The organism is Streptomyces sp. NPDC003032 (genome assembly GCF_053591415.1).
Map to the genome: position 1 here is coordinate 290373 of NZ_JBSFTT010000003.1, position 21214 is coordinate 311586.

The 21214-nt window shown below is 70.2% G+C and carries 20 protein-coding genes and 1 tRNA gene; 6 read left to right on the forward strand and 15 right to left on the reverse strand.

Going from position 1 to position 21214, the window contains the following annotated elements; genetic code table 11:
- Window positions 1–122 precede the first annotated feature (122 nt).
- A tRNA-Met gene (locus ACWDZ7_RS05905) sits at window positions 123–196 on the reverse strand.
- Between the two features lie 51 nt (window positions 197–247).
- The gene (locus tag ACWDZ7_RS05910) at window positions 248–3283 is read right to left on the reverse strand and encodes a UPF0182 family protein (RefSeq protein WP_451795375.1); all 3036 of its coding nucleotides are present in this window, start codon (window positions 3281–3283) and stop codon (window positions 248–250) included.
- A 148-nt stretch (window positions 3284–3431) separates the two neighbouring features.
- Between ACWDZ7_RS05910 and ACWDZ7_RS05915 the strand changes: the two genes are divergently transcribed.
- Window positions 3432–3971: a PPA1309 family protein gene (locus tag ACWDZ7_RS05915; protein WP_451512687.1), complete on the forward strand. Its 540-nt coding sequence runs from the start codon at window positions 3432–3434 to the stop codon at window positions 3969–3971.
- 77 nt (window positions 3972–4048) lie between these two features.
- Here the strand turns inward: ACWDZ7_RS05915 and ACWDZ7_RS05920 are convergent, their stop codons facing one another.
- From ACWDZ7_RS05920 to ACWDZ7_RS05935, 4 genes are all read right to left on the reverse strand, one after another.
- Entirely contained in the window at window positions 4049–5137 is a 1089-nt protein-coding gene (locus ACWDZ7_RS05920; RefSeq protein ID WP_451795162.1) for a YlbL family protein, read from the reverse strand.
- A 60-nt stretch (window positions 5138–5197) separates the two neighbouring features.
- Window positions 5198–5368, reverse strand: a complete 171-nt coding sequence (locus ACWDZ7_RS05925) for a hypothetical protein (protein ID WP_451795163.1) — start codon at window positions 5366–5368, stop codon at window positions 5198–5200.
- 137 nt (window positions 5369–5505) lie between these two features.
- Window positions 5506–5970: a molybdenum cofactor biosynthesis protein MoaE gene (locus ACWDZ7_RS05930; protein ID WP_451795164.1), complete on the reverse strand. Its 465-nt coding sequence runs from the start codon at window positions 5968–5970 to the stop codon at window positions 5506–5508.
- Between the two features lie 103 nt (window positions 5971–6073).
- The gene (locus ACWDZ7_RS05935) at window positions 6074–7186 is read right to left on the reverse strand and encodes an SDR family oxidoreductase (RefSeq protein ID WP_451512683.1); all 1113 of its coding nucleotides are present in this window, start codon (window positions 7184–7186) and stop codon (window positions 6074–6076) included.
- A gap of 191 nt (window positions 7187–7377) precedes the next feature.
- On the opposite strand from ACWDZ7_RS05935, the gene ACWDZ7_RS05940 reads away from it, so the two are divergent.
- Complete coding sequence (locus ACWDZ7_RS05940) at window positions 7378–8841, forward strand: zinc-dependent metalloprotease (RefSeq protein ID WP_451795165.1); 1464 nt, start codon at window positions 7378–7380, stop codon at window positions 8839–8841.
- The gene (locus tag ACWDZ7_RS05945) at window positions 8838–9362 is read left to right on the forward strand and encodes an NUDIX hydrolase (protein WP_451795167.1); all 525 of its coding nucleotides are present in this window, start codon (window positions 8838–8840) and stop codon (window positions 9360–9362) included. Before ACWDZ7_RS05940 ends, ACWDZ7_RS05945 begins: the two co-directional genes overlap by 4 nt.
- A 97-nt stretch (window positions 9363–9459) precedes the next feature.
- Here the strand turns inward: ACWDZ7_RS05945 and ACWDZ7_RS05950 are convergent, their stop codons facing one another.
- The 4 genes from ACWDZ7_RS05950 to ACWDZ7_RS05965 all read right to left on the reverse strand — a co-directional run bounded on the left by ACWDZ7_RS05950 (window position 9460) and on the right by ACWDZ7_RS05965 (window position 13341).
- Window positions 9460–10215, reverse strand: coding sequence for an AIM24 family protein (locus tag ACWDZ7_RS05950; RefSeq protein WP_451795169.1), 756 nt, complete (start codon window positions 10213–10215; stop codon window positions 9460–9462).
- Window positions 10216–10231: 16 nt separating this feature from the next.
- On the reverse strand, window positions 10232–10912 hold the full coding sequence (locus ACWDZ7_RS05955) for an AIM24 family protein (RefSeq protein ID WP_451795170.1): 681 nt from the start codon (window positions 10910–10912) through the stop codon (window positions 10232–10234).
- 11 nt (window positions 10913–10923) lie between these two features.
- The gene (locus ACWDZ7_RS05960) at window positions 10924–12600 is read right to left on the reverse strand and encodes a TerD family protein (protein ID WP_451795172.1); all 1677 of its coding nucleotides are present in this window, start codon (window positions 12598–12600) and stop codon (window positions 10924–10926) included.
- 117 nt (window positions 12601–12717) lie between these two features.
- Window positions 12718–13341 carry a M48 metallopeptidase family protein gene (locus ACWDZ7_RS05965; protein WP_451795173.1) on the reverse strand — a complete coding sequence of 208 codons (624 nt, stop codon included), beginning with the start codon at window positions 13339–13341 and terminating at the stop codon, window positions 12718–12720.
- 236 nt (window positions 13342–13577) lie between these two features.
- Between ACWDZ7_RS05965 and ACWDZ7_RS05970 the strand changes: the two genes are divergently transcribed.
- Both ACWDZ7_RS05970 and ACWDZ7_RS05975 read left to right on the forward strand, forming a co-directional pair.
- Window positions 13578–14711 carry a TOMM precursor leader peptide-binding protein gene (locus ACWDZ7_RS05970; RefSeq protein ID WP_451795175.1) on the forward strand — a complete coding sequence of 378 codons (1134 nt, stop codon included), beginning with the start codon at window positions 13578–13580 and terminating at the stop codon, window positions 14709–14711.
- 41 nt (window positions 14712–14752) lie between these two features.
- Window positions 14753–16129 (forward strand): ABC1 kinase family protein, encoded by a 1377-nt coding sequence (locus ACWDZ7_RS05975; protein WP_451795177.1) that lies wholly within the window; start codon window positions 14753–14755, stop codon window positions 16127–16129.
- A gap of 81 nt (window positions 16130–16210) precedes the next feature.
- On the opposite strand, the gene ACWDZ7_RS05980 is transcribed toward ACWDZ7_RS05975, so the two are convergent.
- The 4 genes from ACWDZ7_RS05980 to ACWDZ7_RS05995 form a co-directional block, all read right to left on the reverse strand.
- Window positions 16211–16534: a hypothetical protein gene (locus ACWDZ7_RS05980; RefSeq protein WP_451795179.1), complete on the reverse strand. Its 324-nt coding sequence runs from the start codon at window positions 16532–16534 to the stop codon at window positions 16211–16213.
- Window positions 16531–16899, reverse strand: a complete 369-nt coding sequence (locus tag ACWDZ7_RS05985) for a WhiB family transcriptional regulator (protein ID WP_451512673.1) — start codon at window positions 16897–16899, stop codon at window positions 16531–16533. The genes ACWDZ7_RS05980 and ACWDZ7_RS05985 overlap by 4 nt, the downstream gene beginning before the upstream one ends.
- Before the next feature lie 170 nt (window positions 16900–17069).
- The gene (locus tag ACWDZ7_RS05990; RefSeq protein WP_451795180.1) at window positions 17070–17408 is read right to left on the reverse strand and encodes a hypothetical protein; all 339 of its coding nucleotides are present in this window, start codon (window positions 17406–17408) and stop codon (window positions 17070–17072) included.
- Between the two features lie 164 nt (window positions 17409–17572).
- On the reverse strand, window positions 17573–19864 hold the full coding sequence (locus ACWDZ7_RS05995; RefSeq protein ID WP_451795377.1) for an ATP-dependent DNA helicase UvrD2: 2292 nt from the start codon (window positions 19862–19864) through the stop codon (window positions 17573–17575).
- A gap of 84 nt (window positions 19865–19948) precedes the next feature.
- On the opposite strand from ACWDZ7_RS05995, the gene ACWDZ7_RS06000 reads away from it, so the two are divergent.
- Complete coding sequence (locus tag ACWDZ7_RS06000) at window positions 19949–20191, forward strand: mycoredoxin (protein ID WP_451795181.1); 243 nt, start codon at window positions 19949–19951, stop codon at window positions 20189–20191.
- 19 nt (window positions 20192–20210) lie between these two features.
- Here ACWDZ7_RS06000 and nudC read toward each other — a convergent pair whose 3' ends face one another.
- Window positions 20211–21158 (reverse strand): NAD(+) diphosphatase, encoded by a 948-nt coding sequence (nudC, locus tag ACWDZ7_RS06005; protein ID WP_451795182.1) that lies wholly within the window; start codon window positions 21156–21158, stop codon window positions 20211–20213.
- Window positions 21159–21214: the final 56 nt, after the last annotated feature.

Here is a 21214-nt window from a genome sequence, read left to right on the forward strand (position 1 = left end):
CCCCAACTCTCCCCCGGCGGCGCACCGTTCGCATGTCTTGGCATAGGACACCCGCACACGACAGGCGTCACGGCACACGACGAAGGCCCGGATCCGTAAGGATCCGGGCCTTCACCTTGCAGTAGCGGGGACAGGATTTGAACCTGCGACCTCTGGGTTATGAGCCCAGCGAGCTACCGAGCTGCTCCACCCCGCGCCGTTGTGTTCAAACCGTACCACGGCGCGGGGTGGCTCCTTGACCAGCTGGTCAGCCGCCGCTGCCCGCTGCCTGATCGCCGCCCTTGTCGGCGCCGTCATCAGCGTTCTTGTCGGTGCCCTTGTCGGCGTTCTTGTCCGCGCCCTTGTCGGCGCCGCTGTCCGCGTCCTTGTCGGTGCTCTTGTCGGCGCTCTTGTCCGCGCCCTTGTCGGCGTTCTTGTCCGCCGCCTTGGCCGACGCCTCCTCGGCGCGCTCCAGCGCCTCCTGGAGGCGGTCCTGCGCCTCGCCGTACTTCTTCCAGTCGCCTTCCTTCATGGCCCTCTCGCCGTCCTCGAACGCCTTCTGGGCGTCGTCGAGCGCGGCCTGGACCGTCGGGTCGTTCGACTTGGGCGGCTTGGTCGGCTCGTCCCCGTCCTGGTCCTGATCGTCGGCCGGTGGCTTGGTGGCCCCGCCGGCGCCGAAGACCTGGTTGAGGCCCTCGCTCAGGGTGTCCGCGAAGACGGTCTCCGTGCCGTACGACACGGCCACCTTCTTCAGCAGCGGATACGCCGACTTGCGGCCCTGTACGTAGACGGGCTCGACGTAGAGGAAGCCGTCGTCCAGCGGCACGGTCAGCAGATTGCCGTAGAGGACGTCGGAGTCGGCGCCCTTCATGTCGCGGACGAAGGTGCCGACCTCCTTCATGGAGTTCAGCTTGTTCTGCACCTGTTCAGGGCCGTCGACGTCGCCCGTCACTCTGAGCAGGCTCATCTTGCCGTAGTTCTTGCTTCTGGCATCGGCGTCGACCGTCATGAAGGCCCGTAGGTTGGGCCGCTCACTCGGGGTGAACGTCGTCGTCAGCGCGAACTGCTGCTGGTCCTGGCCCGGCGCCTTCATGGACAGGTAGTACGGCGGGACCGCGCTGTCGTCCTTCTTCGTCGGGTCGTTCGGCACCTGCCAGGCGTCACTCGCGTTGTAGAACTGGCCCGGGTCCGTGACGTGGTAGAGCGTGAGGAGTTCGCGCTGCACCTTGAACATGTCCTGCGGGTAGCGCAGGTGGTCCGTCAGCGCCGGCGGGATCTCGCTCTTGTCCTTGACGGTGCCCGGGAACGCCTTCTTCCAGGTCTTCAGGACCGGGTCCTTCTCGTCCCACGTGTAGAGCTTGACGTCTCCGGTGTACGCGTCGACGGTCGCCTTCACCGAGTTGCGGATGTAGTTGACCTGGTTCTGCTGCGCGATCACCGTGCGCTGGCTGTCCGCCTCCGACAAGGAGTCGGCCGTGGTGTCACCGAGCGTGGTGCGTGAGGCGTACGGATAGCCGTTCGTGGTCGTGTAGGCGTCGACCACCCACTGGATGCGGCCCTCGACCACCGTCGGATAGACGTCACCGTCGATGGTCAGCCAGGGGGCCACCGCCTCGACGCGCTCCTTGGGCGTGCGGTTGTAGAGAATCCGCGAGCCCTTGCCGATCGCGCCCGAGTACAGGATCTGCGGCTCTCCGAAGGACACCGCGTACGCGGCGCGGTTGATCGGGTTGGAGAGGTTGACCCCGCTGTTGCCCTTGTAGCTGTAGGTCTTCTGACCGCCGCCGTCCTCTTCGTAGTCGAGCTCCTTCTGGGGCCCGCCCACGATCGAGTACTGCGACGTCTTCTCGCCGTAGTAGATCCGCTGCTCGTACTCCTTCATGTCACCCGTGGTGGGCAGACCGGACTCGGTGAACGCCGGGGCGCCCTTGGAGCCCTTCTCGGTCTCCGTGCCCTTGGCGGCGACGACGCCGTAGCCGTGGGTGTACGCGAAGTGGTCGTTGATCCAGTTCCGCTTGTCGAGCTTGTTCACGTTGAGCTCGCGCAGGCCGACGATGGTGTCCTGGCCGTTGTAGCGGTCCACGTCCAGCGTCTTCGGGAACTGGTAGTAGCTGCGCTCCTGCTCCAGCTGCTGGAACGTGGGCGAGACGATGTTCGGGTCGTTCAGCCGGTAGTTGGCCGCCGTGTCCGCGTCCTCGCGCTTCTTCTGGCGGTCCTCGTCGACCTTGCCCGCGCCCTTGTAGTCCTTCGGCTTCACACCGCTGATGCCGTACGCGTGCCGGGTGGCCTCGATGTTCTTCTCGATGTACGGCGCTTCCTTGGCCTGCTCGTTCGGCTGGACCTGGAACTTCTGGACGATCGCGGGGTAGAGCCCGCCGATGAGGATCGCCGAGAGCACCATCAGGCCGAAGCCGATGACGGGCAGCTGCCAGGTGCGCCGCCACAGCGTCGCGAAGAAGAGCACGGCACAGATGACGGCGATGCAGAACAGGATCGTCTTCGCCGGCAGGTACGCGTTCGCGTCGACGTACCTCAAACCCGTCCAGTTGCCCGTCGCCTTGAAGTCACTGGACTTCACCGCGAGGCCGTACCGGTCGAGCCAGTACGCGATGGCCTTGAGCGAGACGAAGACGCCGAGCAGCACCGACAGGTGGCCGGTCGCCGCCGCGGTCGCGCGCGCGCCCGGGCTGGTGATCCGCAGCCCGCCGTACAGGTAGTGCGTCAGGGCGGCGGCCACCAGGGAGAGCACCGCGGCCGCGAAGCCGAAGCCCAGCAGGAAGCGGTACCAGGGCAGGTCGAACGCGAAGAACGCCACGTCCATGTGGAACTGCGGGTCCTTCTGGCCGAAGGGCACGCCGTTGACCCACAGGAGCCACGTGCGCCACTGCCCCGCCGCGGACGCGCCCGCGATCAGACCCACCAGGGCGGTGATCCCGATCAGCAGCCACTTCTTGTACGGGGCGATGCCCATGCGGTAGCGGTCGAGGCTCTGCTGCTCCATCGACATGGCGCTCAGCGGCGGGCGCAGCCGGTGCGCCAGCCAGATGTTCACCCCGACCGCGGCCGCCATGAGGAGGCCGAAGACGAAGAACAGGCCGATCTTGGTCCACAGGGTCGTCGTGAAGACCGATGAGTAGTTGACCGAGCGGTACCACAGCCAGTCCGTCCAGAACCCGGAGAACATGACGAAGGCCATGGCCAGCACGGCCAGCACGCCCAAGGTCATGAGCAGGGTCCGGACGCGACGGGAGGGTCGGCCCACTCTGATCCGTGGCCCCGTCGGGCCTCCGCCGCGGTCCGGCATCTGGAAAGCCAAGGTGCGCACCTCGAAGTTCGCTGTTGATTCGGTGTTGGTCCGTCAGGCCCCCGAGATCGCGGACCCACACCTATGCAACTTACTCACGCTTTACTCGGTTCCCGATTCTCGGGACTAACGAGGCAGGATTGTGACCATGTCCAACACTCCCATGGCAGCGAGCCCCCTCACCCGGGCCGTGCTCGAAATCGACGAGTACGTATCCGGCCTCGGCTGGGACCGTCCCGCACGCCTCTTCGCACTCGTCGACACGGCGCGGCTGCGCACCCAAGAACCCGGCCTGGCCTCTCAGCTCGGCCTCGACGACGGCGTGGAGCACGCCGGTTTCACCCCCATCGAGCAGGAGGAGATCCCCGCCGACAAGCCGCTGGACGAGTTCCTCGGCACCATCGCCTGGCCGGACGCGGTGATCGGCTGCGCTCTCACGGTGGAGCGCCTGATGCTGCCGCCGTCCGCCGAGACGTCCGTCCCCGAGGGTCTCAGCGAGGCCCAGCTGGCGAAGTGGGTGGAGAAGCACCCCGACCGCCAGGAGGTCCGCATGACCGTCGCGGTGCTCCGTGACGGCGCCCGCGAGTCGGCGCTGCGGCTGCGCGAGAAGGACTCGCCGACCGAGGTCCTCACCGGCTCCGACCTGGTGCCGGGCCTGGCGGACGCGCTGGCGGCGACGTTCGCGTAGCCCCCGCTGTCGCTCGTACGCGGGTGGGGCGCCGGTGGGTGTCCCCGTCCGCGTACGGCTGTCTTCCGGACGAGCCGCTACTTCGCGGTGCAGCTCGGCAGGGCGTCGGTGTCGCCCTTGCGGATCTTCTTCAGTGACTTCACGGCGTCGTCGATGGTGTCCACCTTGACCAGGGTGAGGCCGTCGGGGACGTCGCTCGCGGCCGCCGCGCAGTTGGCCTTGGGCGTCAGGAAGTACTCTGCGCCCTTCGCGCGCGCGCCGACGGTCTTCATCTCGATGCCGCCGATCGGGCCGACCTTGCCCTTCTCGTCGATGGTGCCGGTGCCGGCCACGAACTCGCCGCCGGTGAGGTCGTCGGGGGTCAGCTTGTCGACGATGCCGAGCGCGAACATCAGTCCGGCGCTGGGGCCGCCCACGTCGGCCAGCTTGATGTCGATCGTGAACGGGAAGGTGTGGTCGGTCCCCGCCTGGATGCCGACGATGGCGCGGTCGCTGTCCTCGGCCTTCTCCGTCGTGATCTTGATCTCCTCGGTCCTGGTCGCCTCCTTGCCCGCCTTCTCGGCGGTGGCCGCCTCCTTGACCGGGACCACGGTGAACGTGACGCTCTCGCCGGGCTTGTGCTCGGTGACGAGCTTGGCGACGTCCGTCATCTCCTTGACGGGCGTGCCGTCGACCTTCTTGATGACGTCACCCGCGTGCAGCTTGCCCTCGGCCGGGTCGCCCTTGATGACGGTGGAGACGATGACCTGGGACTTCACCGGAAGATCCAGCTCCCTGAGGGCCGCGACCTTGGCGCTCTCCTGGGACTGGCTGAACTCCTCGGCGTTCTCCTGGGAGGACTGCTGTTCGGTCTTGCCATCCGGGTAGAGCGTGTCGTGCGGCACCACGATGTTGTCGTGGGACAGCCAGCTGTAGACGGCCTCCGCGAGGTTCATGTTGTAGTCCGCGCTGGTGACCCTGACCGTCGTCATGTTGAGATTGCCGGTCGTGGGGTACGTCTTGTGCCCGGAGATCTGCAGCACCGGCTCGCCGTCGTGGTCGCCGAGAGTGTTCACCGTGGGGCCCGGGGACATCTCCGAGTAGGGCACTTTGATGAGCACTCCGGCGCAGAGAAGCGCGATCAGCATCAGGGTGGAGGCGAGCATCGTCGCAGTGCGGCGTGGCATGGAACGACAGTACGGGACGGGCCTGTCAGCGCACCTGTGGGGCCGGTCCGTACGAGGGCGTCACGTACGGGAGCGGGACTTCTCCATCGCCTCGCGGAAGGCGGCGTAGCCGTTGAGTTCCAGGGCGTCGCCGGTCCTGCCCGACCTGCGGTTGCGGGCGGCCCAGCCGCCCCACAGGCCCGCACCGACGGCCGCCAGCAGCGGAATCAGCAACCAGGCAAGTGATGCCATGTCGACCTCCCGACCCCGTGTGCGACCGCAACTGACTGATCAGCAGATTAACCATCCGCATGGTCAACGCTCACGGCAGGGGTCGGGTTACGCAACCCGAGCCGCATGGGCCAATCGGCCCCGGCGTCCCCCTCGCCTCAACAGGCGCCGACCCACTCCTCCTTGCCGTCGGAGAACCGCTGGTGCTTCCAGATCGGCACCTCGTGCTTGAGGTCGTCGATGAGCTTGCGGCAGGCGTCGAAGGCCTCGGCGCGGTGCGGGCAGGAGACGGCCACGACCACCGCGAGGTCGCCGACCGCGAGGTCACCGACGCGGTGCACGGCGGCCAGGGCGCGCACCGGGTACTCGGCGGCGACCCGCTCGGCCACCCGCCGCATCTCGGCCTCGGCGGTGGGATGCGTCGAATAGCCCAGCTCGTCGACGTCCGTGCCGCCGTCGTGGTCGCGCACTGTCCCCACGAAGAGCGCCGTGCCGCCCGCCGAGTCATCGCCGACGGCCCGGAAGACCTCGTCCAGGGAGAGCGGGGTGTCGCGGATCGCGAGGAGGCGGATCGGGTCCTGAGCGGCCTGCTCGCCGGGGTGGTCCATCGTGGTGCGTGCCATACGGCCATGGTGCCGCACGGCACGGACATCACGGAATAGACCTTTCGCCCGGCACGCGCGCGTGGCGCCTTGGAGTTCCCTACAGAGCGACGGCCCGCGAGGCTCAGATCCGCCGCCGCGCCTTCCGTGCCCTGCGCACCACGGCCGCCGCGCCGAGCAGCGCGACCGTCGCCCCCGCGGCCCCCGCCGCCGTCGCGTCCTTGCGGCCGAGACGCCGTCCGGCCACGGTCCGCCGCCCGGAGACCTCTTCGAGCAGCTCCGCGAGCACCTCTTCGTTGGTCCACCGCGGCCGCCACCCGGCGTCGTGCAGCCGGCTGACGCTGACCACCCAGGGATACATGGTGTACGCGAGATCGCCGGCCGGGGACGGGGTGAGGCCGATGCGGTGCAGCCGGGCGGCGGCGCCGAGCGCGACCGCCGACGGCAGCTCCATGCGGCGGATGCCGCTGAGCTCCTCGACCTCCTCCTGCTCCAGCCAGCCTTCGCAGCCGACGGCCAGCTCACCGTCGACCTTCTCCAGGACGGCGTACTCCAGGGCGCTGCACAGGTCCTCGACGTGGCAGAACTGCCAGGCGGGCCGGGAGCCCGCCACGACCAGGAGTCGCGGCGACTCGAAGTAGCGGGTGAGAGCCGTGTCCGTGCCTCCCACGAGGGTCGCGGGCCGTACGACGGTGACGTTGAGGCCCGGGTGCGCGCGGGGCGCTCTGCGGGCGAGCCGCTCGACCTCCAGGAGGTCGCCGACGCCGGTGGCCTCGGCGGTCGCACGCAGTTCGGCGTCTTCGGAGAGGGGCAGTTCGTTCTCGGGCAGCGCTCCGTAGACCATCGCCGAGGTGCACAGGACCACGCGGTGCACGCCCGCGGCGGCCGCGGCGGTCAGGACGGTCTGGGTGCCGCGTACGTTGTACGCGGTGCGGGCGGCGCCGTCGGTCTCCAGGTCGAGATCGAGCGCCAGGTGCACCACGACGTCCGCGCCACGCAACTTCTCGGCGATCGCCGGGTCCCGCACGTCCAGAATGTGCCACTGGACCTGCGAGCAGTCGCCCCGTCGCTCGTCGATGGCGATGACCTGCTTGATCTCCTCCGAAGCGGCAAGGCGCTCGGTCAGCAGCGCGCCCACGCCGGAGGCGGCGCCGGTGACGGCGACTACGGGCCCACGGGCGGGCGCCGGGGTTGACGGGTTTCGCGCTGCGCGAACCTGTGGATCTGGGGAACTCACCGGGCGTCTCCAGCGGTTGTCTTCAGTACGAACGCGAATGACGCGTACGTACCAGGTGGCATCCATCCTGCCGCAGGCCATCTGTCGGCGAAGCACCGAGGCCCGATCCCGTCATGGTGTCTACGCTGGGTGGTGTTGTAGGGCAGCCGCCGCCGGAACGATACCGGCGGCCTGACGAGCCGAGGAATCCCGTGAGTGACACCCCATTCGGATTCGGCCTTCCGCCGGAGGAGCCGGAAGACGGCGACGAGGGCAAGAAGAAGGAATCCCCTGGAGAGGGACAGCGCGGGGGACAGGGCGCCGGCGGCCCCGCGAACCCGTTCGGTTTCGGGGGCTTCCCCGGAGCAGGCGGCCCCGGCGGCGGTGACAACCCGTTCGCCGCGATGTTCGGTTCGATGAACCCGAACGACCTGGGTGCCGCGTTCCAGCAGCTCGGCCAGATGCTCTCGTACGAGGGCGGCCCGGTGAACTGGGACATGGCCAAGGACATCGCCCGCCAGACCGTGTCCCAGGGCACGGCGGACGGCATCAAGGACGCCAGCGTCGGTCCGGCCGAGCGCTCCGCCGTCGAGGAGGCCGTGCGCCTGGCCGACCTGTGGCTGGACGACGCGACGTCGCTGCCGTCCGGGTCCGGCACGGCCGTGGCGTGGAGCCGCGCCGAATGGGTCGAGGCGACCCTTCCGGTGTGGAAGGAGCTCGTCGACCCGGTCGCCGAGCGCGTGGGCCTCGCCATGGGCGACGTGCTCCCCGAGGAGATGCAGGCCATGGCGGGCCCGCTGATCGGCATGATGCGCTCCATGGGGGGCGCCATGTTCGGCCAGCAGATCGGGCAGGCCGTGGGCGTGCTCGCCGGCGAGGTCGTCGGCTCCACCGACATCGGTCTGCCGCTGGGCCCCTCCGGCAAGGCCGCGCTGCTCCCGGTGAACATCGAGACGTTCGGCAAGGACCTGGGCGTCGACAAGGACGAGGTGCGCCTCTATCTGGCGCTGCGCGAGGCCGCCCACCAGCGGCTCTTCGCCCACGTGCCGTGGCTGCGCTCGCATCTGTTCGGCGCCGTCGAGGGGTACGCCCGCGGGATCAAGGTCGACACGGCCAAGCTGGAGGACGTCGTCGGCCAGCTCGACCCGCAGAACCCCGAGCAGTTGCAGGAGGCCCTCCAGCAGGGCATGTTCCAGCCGGAGGACACCCCGGCCCAGAAGGCCGCCCTGGCCCGCCTGGAGACGGCTCTCGCGCTCGTCGAGGGCTGGGTGGACGCCGTGGTGCACGCGGCGGCCAAGCCCCGCCTGTCGTCCGCCGACGCCCTCCGGGAGACGCTGCGCCGCCGCCGCGCGTCGGGCGGCCCCGCGGAGCAGACGTTCGCCACGCTGATCGGCCTGGAGCTGCGCCCGCGCCGCCTGCGGGACGCCTCGCGCCTGTGGGCCTCGCTCACGGACGCGCGCGGTGTCGACGGCCGCGACGGCCTGTGGGAGCACCCGGACATGCTGCCGACGGCATCCGACCTGGACGACCCGGACGGCTTCGTCCACCGCGAGCAGATGGACTTCTCCGAGCTGGACAAGATGCTCGGCGAGGCGGCGGGCGGCGGCTCCTCCACGAAGCCGGACCTCACGAAGGACGAGGGCGACGACCAGTCCCCGGAGGACGGCGGTAAGTGAGCCTCTACGACGACGCCGTTCTCGTACTGAAGGGGTACGACGAGCAGGTGGAGCTGCGCCAGCTCTACCTGGACCACCTGTCCGCGCACGGCGAGGACGGCATGTGGAAGGCCTGCACCGCGGGCCATGTGACGGCGAGCGCCTTGGTCGTCGACCCCTCCCGCGGCCGGGTGCTGCTGACCCTGCACAAGAAGCTGCGGATGTGGCTTCAGATGGGCGGCCACTGCGAGCCGGGCGACACGTCGCTGGCCGGGGCCGCGCTCCGCGAGGCCACCGAGGAGTCCGGCGTGCCGGGTCTGACGCTGGTTCCGGGCGGCCCCGTCCGCCTGGACCGGCACCCGATCCCGGGGCCGTGCACGTGGCATCTGGACGTGCAGTACGCCGCGCTCGCCCCCGAGGACGCCGTCGAGGCGATCAGCGACGAGTCACTGGACCTGCGCTGGTTCGCCTACGACCAGGTGGCGGATGTAGCCGACGAGTCGGTCGTACACCTGGTGGAGGCGACGAGGGCGCGGCTGTAGAGCGCCCTTTGGGGCGCGCCCCAAAGGGGCGCGGGGAACGGCGCGACCAGCCACATCCGGCCCGCGGTTCCCCGCGTCCAGCAGCCCACCGGAGCGCTCAACTCCAGACGTTGCCCTGGTTCTGCCCCCGGGCACCTTGCTGGCCCACCCCGAGCTGCGCCTGGGCGCCCCGCCCGATGACCGCGTTCTGCGGCGGCAGCATCTCGCTGGGCTGGACGAGCGCGTAGCCCTGCCCCATGAAGCTCAGCTCCCAGCCCTCACCGGTGTTGCCCCGGCGCCGCCAGACGCCCGAGGAGTGGGTCTGCGCCTGCATCTGCACCCGCAGGCCGTTGGACCAGGCGACGATGGCGTCCGCGTCCGCGTTGACGTACCGGTCGGGCGTGACCTGGAGCATCAGCGGCTGGCCCGACGTCATCAGGGCGACCTTGCCGCGCCCGGAGATGTTGAGCTGGTACTTGCCGGAGCCGGAGATGCCGTACTGACTGTCCACGGCGATGACCTGGTGGGTCAGCGACGAGTCCATCGCGAGGACATAGCTGCTGTCCACGGTCAGGCCGTCCTGGTCCACATCCACTACGTGGATGTACTGCGCGAGGTTGGCGAGATGGACGGTGCCCTGGCCGTGGCAGCGCATCAGGTCCAGACCCTCGCCGGTGTGCGCGCGGGCACGCTGGTTGCCCTGGCTCTGGTACTCGGCGTCGAACTCGATCAGCCCCTGGTAGGCGACCATGGCGCCCTTGCGGGCCAGGACGTCGTCGTGCCCGTCCAGGGCGACCCGCAGCAGCTGCGGGTTCTGGACGGAGTAGCGCTCCTGGGTCTGCTGCTCGGCGTGCGCGAAAAGTGGGCTCTGCATGGTGTGTCGCTTCCCCTCAGCCCCGTGCTCGGAGACGGTCGGTGCTGTCCTCGCTGGGCTGTACGACGACGATGCCCTCTCCGGAGAAGCCCATCTGGTAGGCCTCGCCGCTGCCGCGCCCGATGAGGGAGCCGGCCTTGAAACTGCGCTTGCCCTTCACCTTGAGGTTCGGCGACCAGGCGATGAGGGCGTCCGGATCCACGTACGTCTCGTCCTCGCCGCGACCGCAGTCGACGACGACGGGAGTGCCCCGGGAGGTCAGCGCGACCCAGCCCTGGCCGGAGATCTTGATGTTCCACAGGCCCTGCCCGGCGAACTTGGCGAGGCCCTTGACCCGCTCGACGCCCCACTGGAGGGACGCGTCGAAGGCGAGCAGGTTGGTGCCGTTCACCGAGAGGGCATCGCCCGCCAGATTGATGACGACGACGTCCGCTCCGTAGTCGGCGAGGTAGAGCAGGCCGTCTCCGGCGCACTTCATCAAGGGCGCGCCCTCGCCGGTCATCCACTCGCGCGCGACCTGACGGACGGCGGGCGGATTCGGCTCGTACTGCACGAACCCTTCATAGGCGACCATCGAGCCCACGCGCGCGAAGAGGTCGTTGCCGGTCTGCATGGCCACCTTGACCATGTGGTGGCCGTGGTTCTCCATGCGGGTGGCTACGGGTGCGGGAGCGAAGCCCGCGAGCTGCTGATTCATGACGGGCTCCCTCAGACCTCGTACGGCTGGACGACGATGAAATTGCCGGGCGCGCCACGGAACTGGAGGTTCACGCTCTCCCCCGTGGAGCCCGCGTAGGCGTTGCTGCGCATCCGGACCTGGCTGGAAACGATCGCCTGTGCGGCGGCCGACCAGGCGACCACGGCGTGACAGTCGGCGAACGTCGTCGGCGTGACGGGCAGCACGACAGGCACGCCGTGGGTCTTCACGATGACCGTGCCGGTGCCCTGGAACTGCATGACGAACAGCGCGCCGCCGGGGATGCCGTGGCCCTCGATCCTGCGCACCTCGTGCTGGAGGGACTCGTCAAAGGCGAGGACGTTCTCCGCGGAGACGCAGATCGCGTCGCCCTGGAGCTCGATGGGGTGCAGGTGGGTGCCCTCCTCGGCGAGGAAGACCTGGCCGCGGCCGGAGCAGCGCATCAGCTGCATCTCCTGGCCGGTGGCGTTGCCCACGATGCGTCCCGCGAAGCCCGCGCCCTTGTAGCCGAACTCGACCTTGCCCTGGTAGAGCACCATGCTGCCCTGGCGGGCGAGGATCGGCTGGTCGGCGACGCCGAGGTCGACGCGGATCAGCTTCTCGTTCTGCTGCGTCCAGCGCCGGCCGGTGGGCGCTTCGCGGTACTTCTGGAGAGCCGCGGCAACACCGGCGCCCTGGGGAGCGGCGCCTTGCGGGGCTCCCCGCGGTGCCTGGGGCTGCCCGGGAAACTGCCCGCTCTGAGGCTGCTGACCGTAGCCGGGCGGCAGCGGGGCGGCGGGCTGCTGGCCGTAACCGGGAGGCAGCGGGGCCTGGGTCTGCTGGCCCGGCACCTGGCCGTACTGCGGCTGCCGCGGAGGCTGCTGGCCGGGCTGACCGTACGGCGTGGGGGCCGGCGGGGGCGGCATCGCGGCGCCCGGCGGCTGGTTCACCGGGGCCACGATGGTCTGCGCGGCGTGTACCTGCGGGTCGGCGGGGGCGGGTGCCGGGGGCGGAGTGGCGCCCTGCGGCGGCGCGAAGTGCTGCGCGGGAGCCGGGGCGGGTGCCGGGGTGGGAGCGGGAGCGGCGGCTGCGGGGGCGCCGAACGCGGGCGGCGCCGAGACCTGGGCGGGCGGCGCGAAGGAGGGCGCGGCGGCCTGCGGCTGGGCGGGCGCGGGCTCCTCCTCGGCGACCTCGCCGCCGAAGTTCTTCAGGAGGGCGTCGAGCCCGCCGTCGAAGCCCTGGCCGATCGCGGCGAACCGCCAGACGTCCTTCAGGTAGAAGTCGCCCAGCATGACGGCGCGCTCCGTGGAGAACTCCGCGCCGTTGAAGGCGTAGCGGGCCACTTCCTCGCCGCCCGCGACGATACGGATGTATCCGGAGGCGACCTGCGACATCTGTCCGGCGCCGTCGATCGTCGCCGTGAACGACAGCCGCTGGATCTGCTGCGGGATGCGGTCGAGCGTGACGCGGAAGGACTCGGTGTCGCCCGCCTGGGCGCCGAGGAGCTGGATCGACTCCTCGGGCGACTTCGGCTGGTTGAAGAAGATGAAGTAGCGGTCGTCCGAGAGTTGTTCGCTCGCGTCCAGGCCGAAGCAGCTGATGTCGAAGCCCAGTCCGGGAGCCGCGATCTGCACACCTACGTACAGATCGGTCCCCGCGGTGAGGTCACTGATCTTGGCCTTGTGGCCGCGTTGGAATTCCCTGGCCATACGTAACGACCGTCCCCCATCCCGAATGTGAATGCGTCGCGTCAGGCTAACCGCAAAGTCCGACAGCGAGCCAAGCCGGTACAGAGCCGCTACACAACCGTGGGACGGGGCGGACGTTCACTCCTCGCGGGCGGCGGGAAGATGGGGCAGCCGACCGGCCGCGACCACCCCTTCGAGGTAGCCCCTGGCCCGCTCCGTGCGCGGATAGGCCTCCAAGAGGCGCCAGAAGCGCGGCCCGTGCCCGGGGACCAGGAGGTGGGCCAGCTCGTGGACGAGGACGTAGTCCACGACGTACTCCGGCATGCCCTGCAGTCGGTGCGAAAGGCGGATGCTGCCCTCCGACGGGGTGCAGGAGCCCCAGCGGGTGTTCTGGTTCGTGACCCAGCGAACGGATGCGGGTCTGGCACGGCCGTCGAAGTACTGCTCGGACAGCTGCTCGGCGCGCTCGGACAGCTCCGCGTCACCGAGAAGCCGTTTGCTCTCCTGCGCCGCCAGTTTGTCGAGCATCACATTGACCCAGCGCTGCTCCTCCGCCTCGGACATGCGGGCGGGGATGAGGACGACGGTGCGGTCTCCCTCGCGGTACGCCGAGACCGTTCTGCGCCGACGGGCACTGCGTCTGACCTCGACCGCGCTGGCCACCGCGCCGGACGGCGGCGGACTGGTCGTGCTGCGCTGCGGAGTTCCGGCGCGACGCGCTGAGGTCTCCGCAGCGACGCGAGAGGACGGGTCGGCGGGCACGCCCCGACGTTACCCGCTGGGTGCGGGGGAAGTCCCGACTCCGGGACGGTTCGGCGTCGATCCGCTCCCCGGTCGTTCGACCAGTACGACGGTGCATCAGCGCGGACAGGCGGATTAGTACGACAAGTATCCCCTGCCTGTGGACAACGCGACGCGGGCATTCGGCGGGGCGGGCATTCTGGCATTCGATCGGCGCGGCGGACGGGACCGCGTCGGCCGGACGACGGGGGACGACCATGCATCCGACCGTGAAGCCCGCGCTGCGGCGCGGCTGGCGTGACCTGAGCACCGTGCAGTTCGGGGTGGCCCCAGCGCATGCCTTGGTGCTCGGCCCGATGGACACCGCGACGAGCAGCTTCCTGACGCTGGTGGACGGTACTCGCGGGTTGCCGCTCCTGCGCGAGGAGGCCAAGCGGATGGGCCTGCCCGACGGGCATGTGGACCGGCTGATGGAGGAGTTGTCGCGGGCCGGCCTGCTCGACGACTCGACGGGCGGCGGCCCGGCGGCCGACGCCCTGCGCAAGCGGAGCGGGCCCATGGACCGGCTGCGGGCCGACCTGGCCTCGCTGTCGCTTCTCTCCTCCGAGCCGGGAGAAGCGATCGAGAAGCTGGCGGCGCGCCGGGTCATGCGCGTGCGCGTCCAGGGTGCCGGGCGGGTGGGGGCCGTCGTGGCCTCGGTCCTCGCGGGCGCGGGCGTGGGTCGGGTCGACGTCCTCGACGGTGGTCATGTGGAGCCTTGGGACGTCGCGCCGGGCGGCTTGCCGGCCGAGGCGATCGGGAACCGGCGGGACACGACCGCGCGCCGGCTCGTGCGGCAGTCGGCGCCCGACCGGCCGCCCCGGCAGTCCTCGCCACCGGCGGGAGAAGCAGGGCTGTCCCTGGTGATCATCGCCCCGCGCGACGGCCTGGACGCGTACGCCCCCGACCCGGCCGCCGCCGAGGGCCTCCTGGAAGCGGGCACACCCCATCTCTACGCCGGGGTGATCGAAGGGACGGGCGTGGTGGGCCCCTTGATCCTGCCCGGGTCGACCGCCTGCGCGGGCTGTCTCTTCCGCCGGCGCGCGGACCGCGATCCCACCTGGGCCCGGATGCTGGCCCAGTGGCGCTCGGGGCGCGCCCGGCACGTGCCCGCGTGCGACCTGGCCCTGTCGACGTCGGTCGCCGGGCTGGTCGCGGGGCATGCTCTCGCCTTTCTCGACGGAGTTTCGTCGGCCTGCGCGGGTGTCCGCTGGGAGGGGTCCGTCCCGGGATTCGACTGGCACGCGCGTCCGGTTCGGCCGCATCCCAGCTGCCCTTGCGGGGCTGGTGCGCGCGTTAAGGGGGATCGGCTCACCACGGACTTGGAGCAGCACGCAACAATGGCCGGGTAACCGCCTGAGAAGGCGTGGCTGTCTGGGACTTGGAGGGGCGCATGTCTGATCTTCCCCGGAAGGCGGTCACCCGAACCGCCAAACTGGCCGCGCTGCCGCTCGGCTTCGCGGGACGCGCGACCTGGGGGCTCGGCAAGCGGATCGGGGGCAAGTCGGCGGAGATCGTCGGCCGTGAGCTGCAACAGCGCACGGCGGAGCAGCTGTTCAAGGTCCTTGGCGAGCTCAAGGGCGGCGCGATGAAGTTCGGGCAGGCCATGTCCGTCTTCGAGTCGGCCCTGCCCGAGGAGGTCGCGGGCCCCTATCGCGCGGCGCTGACGAAGCTGCAGGAAGCGGCGCCGCCGATGCCGACGAGCACCGTGCACTCCGTGCTCGCGGAGCGGCTCGGTGAGGACTGGCGCGACCATTTCCTGGAGTTCGAGAACAAGCCCGCGGCCGCCGCGTCGATCGGTCAGGTGCACCGGGCGGTCTGGGAGGACGGGCGCGAGGTCGCGGTCAAGGTGCAGTACCCGGGAGCGGGCGAGGCGCTGCTTTCCGACCTCACCCAACTCAGCCGGTTCGCCCGACTCCTGGGGCCGCTGATCCCCGGGATGGACATCAAGCCGCTCATCACGGAGCTGCGCGACCGGGTGTCGGAAGAGCTGGACTACGGCCTGGAGGCGCAGGCACAGGACGCGCACGCCCGGGAGTTCGCCGACGACCCCGACGTGGTGGTGCCCGCGGTGGTGCACCAGAGCGACCAGGTCCTGGTCACGGAGTGGATCGACGGGACACCCCTGTCGGAGGTGATCGCGGACGGCACCCAGGAGCAGCGCGACCGGGCGGGCCAGCTTCTGGCCCGTTTCCTCTTCTCGGGCCCGGCGCGCACGGGGCTGCTGCACGCCGACCCGCACCCCGGCAACTTCCGCCTGCTGCCCGACGAGAAGGACGGCTGGCGGCTCGGTGTCCTGGACTTCGGCACGGTGGACCGGCTGCCGGGCGGACTGCCCTCGACCATCGGCGCATCCCTGCGGATGACGCTGGACGGCGAGGCCGACGCGGTCTACGACATGTTGTGCGAGGAGGGCTTCGTCAAGGAGTCCGTCGATCTTGAACCGGACGCGGTGCTCGACTACCTCCTGCCGATCATCGAGCCGATGCTGGTGGAGGAGTTCACCTTCACCCGGGGCTGGATGCGCAGCCAGGCGGCCCGGGTGGCCGATCCTCGCTCCCCCGCCTACCAGCTGGGCAAGCGGCTGAACCTTCCACCGTCGTATCTCCTGATACACCGTGTGACGCTGAGCACGATCGGGGTGCTGTGCCAACTGGGCGCGACGGTCAGGATGCGGGCCGAGCTGGAGGAGTGGCTGCCCGGCTTCGTGCCGGAGACTGAGACGGAGGAGGCGGAAGCGGAGGAGGGCGACGCGGTAGTGGAGGCGTGAGCGGACGCACCGCGGGGGCCGGTCCGTTCGGACCGGCCCCCCGTCGTATCTCTGTCGTCGTGCCGAGCCGCGTTCGCGGCTTTACTGCATGACCGCCATGGCAAGCGCGCGCCGGGCACGCAGCGAGGCGCGCTCCGCGCGGCGCTGCATGCGGCGGGCCGCCATCAGGCGCGCGGCCGGGCGTTGCGCCTCGGCCTCACGCAGTCGTTCGCGCATATGCGCGCGAGCCATGGCTTCTGGGATGAGTTGCATCTCTCGGGTCCTGTTCTGGCGCGAGGCGTGCGCGCCGGTGGTGGCGAAGTCTCGGGTGGCGGAGCCCGCGGGCTCGCTGGTGGCTGCCTTCATCGGGGCCTGTTTCTTGGGGTCGTGCGTCAGGGGGCGGTCGATGGTTCCGGCGGTCCTCATGCGACGACCGGGTTCTTGCGCGGGCGGCCACGGGGCCGCTTGCGGGCGACGACAACACCCTGGACGAACAGCTCGCCGCCCCAGACACCCCACGGCTCACGCCGCTCCTTGGCGCCGGCGAGGCAGGCCTCCATCAGCGGGCAGGTGCGGCAGAGCGACTTGGCGTACTCGACGTCGGCCGGGGACTCCGCGAAGAAGACCTCGGGGTCGTAGGCACGGCAGGGGACGGGTACGCCGAGGTTCTCGATGGCGTCGTCGAGCGCGGTGAGCGCGGTCAGGGGGGTCAAGGTCGGGTCCTCCGTGGGTGTGGGCGGGGAGATCGTCTGTGAAGGCGGTACGGACGGGGCGTGCGCTTCGAGTTGCACGGTGGTGTTTTCCTCGTCTGGTCGTGCCGGCCTGGGTCGGCCGGTTGGCGGCTGGTACCGGGTCTTGCTCTTGGCCCCTTCGTCCTGTCTCCCTGTTTCGGGGAAAACAGAAGGGCCGCGGATCCCGGGTGGGGTTCCGCGGCCCTGGAAGGCGCCTGTCTGATCGAGGATCAGACTGGATCACTCCAGGGTTCGAGCCCACGGAAGGCCCACATCGTGTGGTGCTGCGTCGTCTGCTTCCGGAATCCGGCACCGGCCGCCGCAGAGGCATAGGCATGGGCCTGCGCCTCCGCTACTGCTGCTTCCGGTGCCTTGGTCGGTCGCTCATTGCCCTCATTGGCCTCGCGAATGGAGAGACCGGCGAGAGGCAGGGCGGACAGCGGACGCATGGCGGGGGTGCCGCCGGACAGACCGGTGCCCTGGTTCGAGAAGCCGAGCAGGCAGGAAGCGACGACCGAGCGATCGGTCATTTTGGCGGTGCTGATGAAGCTCTCGTCGATGCTGATCACTGGAATTCGCCTCCTCTCGGCGTCTGGGGGATCGACCGGAACCGATCCTGCGGACTGACAAGTACAGCACAGGACCAGGGCTTCGGAGAAGCCGCTGTTCCTGTGCTTAAGAACCTATGGGTCTTCCTTGCGCATGCGCAAACTATTTTTTCGACGAGTTTGAATCATTCGTCATCGGCGCCCCTTACACGCTCCTGACCAGCACAAATGGCAAGGACCTCGGCGCCGAAGCGGTGATACTTGCGGACGCCGACCCCGGGAATCCGCGCCAGCTCGCCCTCGTCGTCCGGTACGGCCTCCGCGATGGCGATCAAGGTCTTGTCCGTGAAGACGCAGTACGCGGGCTGCCCCAACTGCCTCGCCTGGTCGGATCGCCACTCCCGCAACCGTTCGTAGAGCCCCTCGTCCATGTCGGACGGGCAGTCCTCGCACCTCATCAGCTTCATCTCGCCTGCTTCGGTGAGGGTCCGGCCACAGACCCGGCACCGGGCCGGGGCACGGTTCTTGCGCTGGCGGCGGCCGACCACCGTGCCGGTGGCCTCGCCGGCGGTGCCGCGCTCGACGCCGCCGGGGCCGCCACCCGCGGCGCGGCCCGCGGCGCCTGCCCCGGAGCCCGGGCGCAGGCCGTCGAGGAAACGGCTGGGGCGGCGGTTCGGACGGCCGCCCGGCGAGCGGGACAGGGCCCAGGAGAGCGAGAGGTGGACGCGGGCCCGGGTCACTCCCACATAGAGGAGACGGCGCTCCTCCTCGATCTGCTCGTCGGTCTTGGCGTAGGTGATCGGCATCATGCCCTCGGCGAGGCCGACGAGGAACACGGCGTCCCACTCCAGGCCCTTGGCCGCGTGGAGCGAGGCGAGCGTGACGCCCTCGACGGCGGGCGCGTGCTGGGCGTTCGCCCGCTCGTCGAGCTCGGCCACGAGGTCGGCGAGCGTCGCCCCCGGCTTGGCCCGCGCGAAGTCCTCGGCGAGGCGCACCAGCGCGGCCAGGGACTCCCAGCGGTCACGGACCGCGCCCGAGCCGGCCGGGGGCTGGTTCGTCCAGCCCTTGGTCGAGAGCACGGCCCGCACCTGGGAGGGCAGGTCGACCACGTCGTCCAGGAGTGCGTCGTTGCCCCCGAAGCGGGCGGCTCCACGCAGGGCCGCGCCGGCTTCGCGGACCTCGGTGCGCTCGAAGAACCGCTCGGCGCCGCGCAGCTGGTAGGGCACGCCCGCGTCGGCGAGGGCCTGTTCGTAGATCTCCGACTGGGAGTTCGTGCGGAAGAGGACCGCGATCTCGCTGGCGGGGACGCCGTCGGCGAGGAGGGCCCGGATGCGGCGGGCGGCGCCTTCGGCCTCGGTCGGCTCGTCCACGTACTCGGTGTAGATCGGTTCCGCTCCGGGCTCGCGCTGGGAGATCAGCTCCAGGCGGTGGTCGGCGGCGCGGCCGCGGGCCTGGGAGAGCAGGCCGTTGGCGAGGTGGACCACCTGGGGGGTGGAGCGGTAGTCACGGACCAGCTTGACGACCGTCGCTCCCGGGTGGCGGGCGCGGAAGTTCAGCAGGTGGTCCGGGGTCGCGCCGGTGAAGGAGTAGATGGTCTGGCTGGCGTCGCCGACGACGCAGAGGCTGTCGCGGTCGCCGAGCCAGAGCTCCAGGAGGCGCTGCTGAAGGGGGCTCACGTCCTGGTACTCGTCGACCACGAAGTGCTGGTACTGGGTGCGGACCTGCTCGGCGATGTCGTGCCGGTCCTGAAGGATGCCGACGGCGAGGAGCAGGACGTCCTCGAAGTCGATGACGGCGCGGTCGCGCTTGAGGTCCTCGTACGCCGCGTACAGCTGGGCGGTCTCGGCGGGGTCGCGGGGGACGTCGCGGCCGGATTTGGCGGCGGCCGCCGCATAGTCCGCCGGGACGGTCTGGGTGACCTTGGACCATTCGATCTCGCTGGTCAGATCGCGCAGTTCGTTGCGGTCCAGGCGGATGCGGCAGGCGGCGGCCGCGTCCGCGACGAGCTTGATCTTGCGGTCGACGATCCTGGGCAGGGATCCACCGACTGCTTTCGGCCAGAAGAACTGGAGCTGACGCAGGGCCGCGGAGTGGAAGGTGCGGGCCTGGACGCCGGAGGCGCCCAGCTGGCGGAGGCGGCCGCGCATCTCGCCCGCGGCGCGGTTGGTGAACGTGACGGCCAGCACGCTGGCGGGCTGGAGGATTCCGGCGCGCACCCCATAGGCGATCCGGTGGGTGATCGCCCGCGTCTTGCCCGTGCCGGCGCCCGCGAGGACGCACACCGGCCCGTGCAGGGCGGTGGCCACTTCGCGCTGCTCGGGGTCAAGCCCGGCGAGCACCGCGTCGGCCGAGTCCGGGACCTGCGGGAAGAGGGGGGAGTGCGTTGCTGATGTCACCCCTTCATGCTGCCAGGTCGCCGGGGGCGGGTGAGTCGGTTGTCCACAGGCGGGCGTCTGCGGTCGTACTAATACGGGAATGGCGGCCGGGTCACGTACGTTCGTCTCATTGCGACGATGACGTCCCCGATGACGTACCCAGAGCGACGAAGGAGCACGAGAGACATGCCGGGCACTGTGACGATGTACAGCACCACGTGGTGCGGCTACTGCCGACGCCTCAAGGGCCAGATGGACCGCGAGGGCATCGCGTACACCGAGATCAACATCGAGCAGGACCCCGACTCGGCGGCCTTCGTCGAGAAGGCGAACGGCGGAAACCAGACGGTTCCCACCGTTCTCTTCCCGGACGGCTCGACCCTCACGAACCCCTCGCTGGCGCAGGTCAAGCAGAAGCTGACCGTCTGAGGGACGGAGCCGGAAGGGCTCAGCCCACGGTCCCCGGCTTCGGCAGGGGCTTGCCGTACCAGAGCTCGATCAGCCGGGCCGCAATCGAGATGCCGAAGGGAGGCAGGACCTCCCCGGACTCGAATGCGGCCCGCAGGTCTTCCCGGGAGAACCAGCGGGCCTCGTGGATCTCCTCACCGTCGACGTTGATCTCCGAAGAGGTCGCGTCGGCCATGAAGCCCAGCATCAGGCTGGAGGGGAACGGCCACGGCTGGCTCGCGACGTACTCGACGTCGCCGACCGTGATGCCCGCCTCCTCGAAGACCTCGCGCCGCACCGACTGCTCGATGGACTCTCCCGGCTCGACGAAGCCCGCGAGGGTCGAGAAGCGCCCTTCGGGCCAGTGCACCTGGCGGCCGAGGAGGATGCGGTCCTCGCTGTCCCTGACCGCCATGATCACGGCGGGGTCCGTGCGCGGGTAGTGCTCGGCGCCGCACGCCTGGCAGCGGCGGATGTGGCCGGCGGCGGCGATGACGGTGCGCTCACCGCAGCGCGAGCAGAAGCGGTGCAGGCGCTGCCAGTTCTCCAGGGCCACGGCGTGCACCATCAGACCCGCGTCGCGGGGTGAGAGCAGCAGCCCCGCCTCGCGCAGTCCGGCGGGGCGCGCCGACTGGTCCATGCGGCCCGGCAGGGTGTCCTTCTGGAGCGCGAAGTAGCTGACGCCGTCGTCGTCCGTGCCCAGGAAGTACCGGTGCTCCTCGGTGAGCGGCGCCTCGAAGGACGGGGTCGTCACCAGCTCGGTGCGGCCCTCGGGGGTCTCGTCGATGAGCACCTGACCGCCGGACACGACGAAGACCCGCGTCGTCGGGTGGCTCCAGGCTGCGGCGAGCCACGCCTCGTCCATGCGGTGGTGGGCCGCGCGGTCGATGCCGCTCGGCGCGGTCAGCGAGACGGGACGGTCTGCGGTGCGGTCGGTCCAGGTGGTCACAGGTGCTTCCAACTCCCCCGATGGAATGGGTGGCTCAGCAGGGCGTGCGGCAGGAC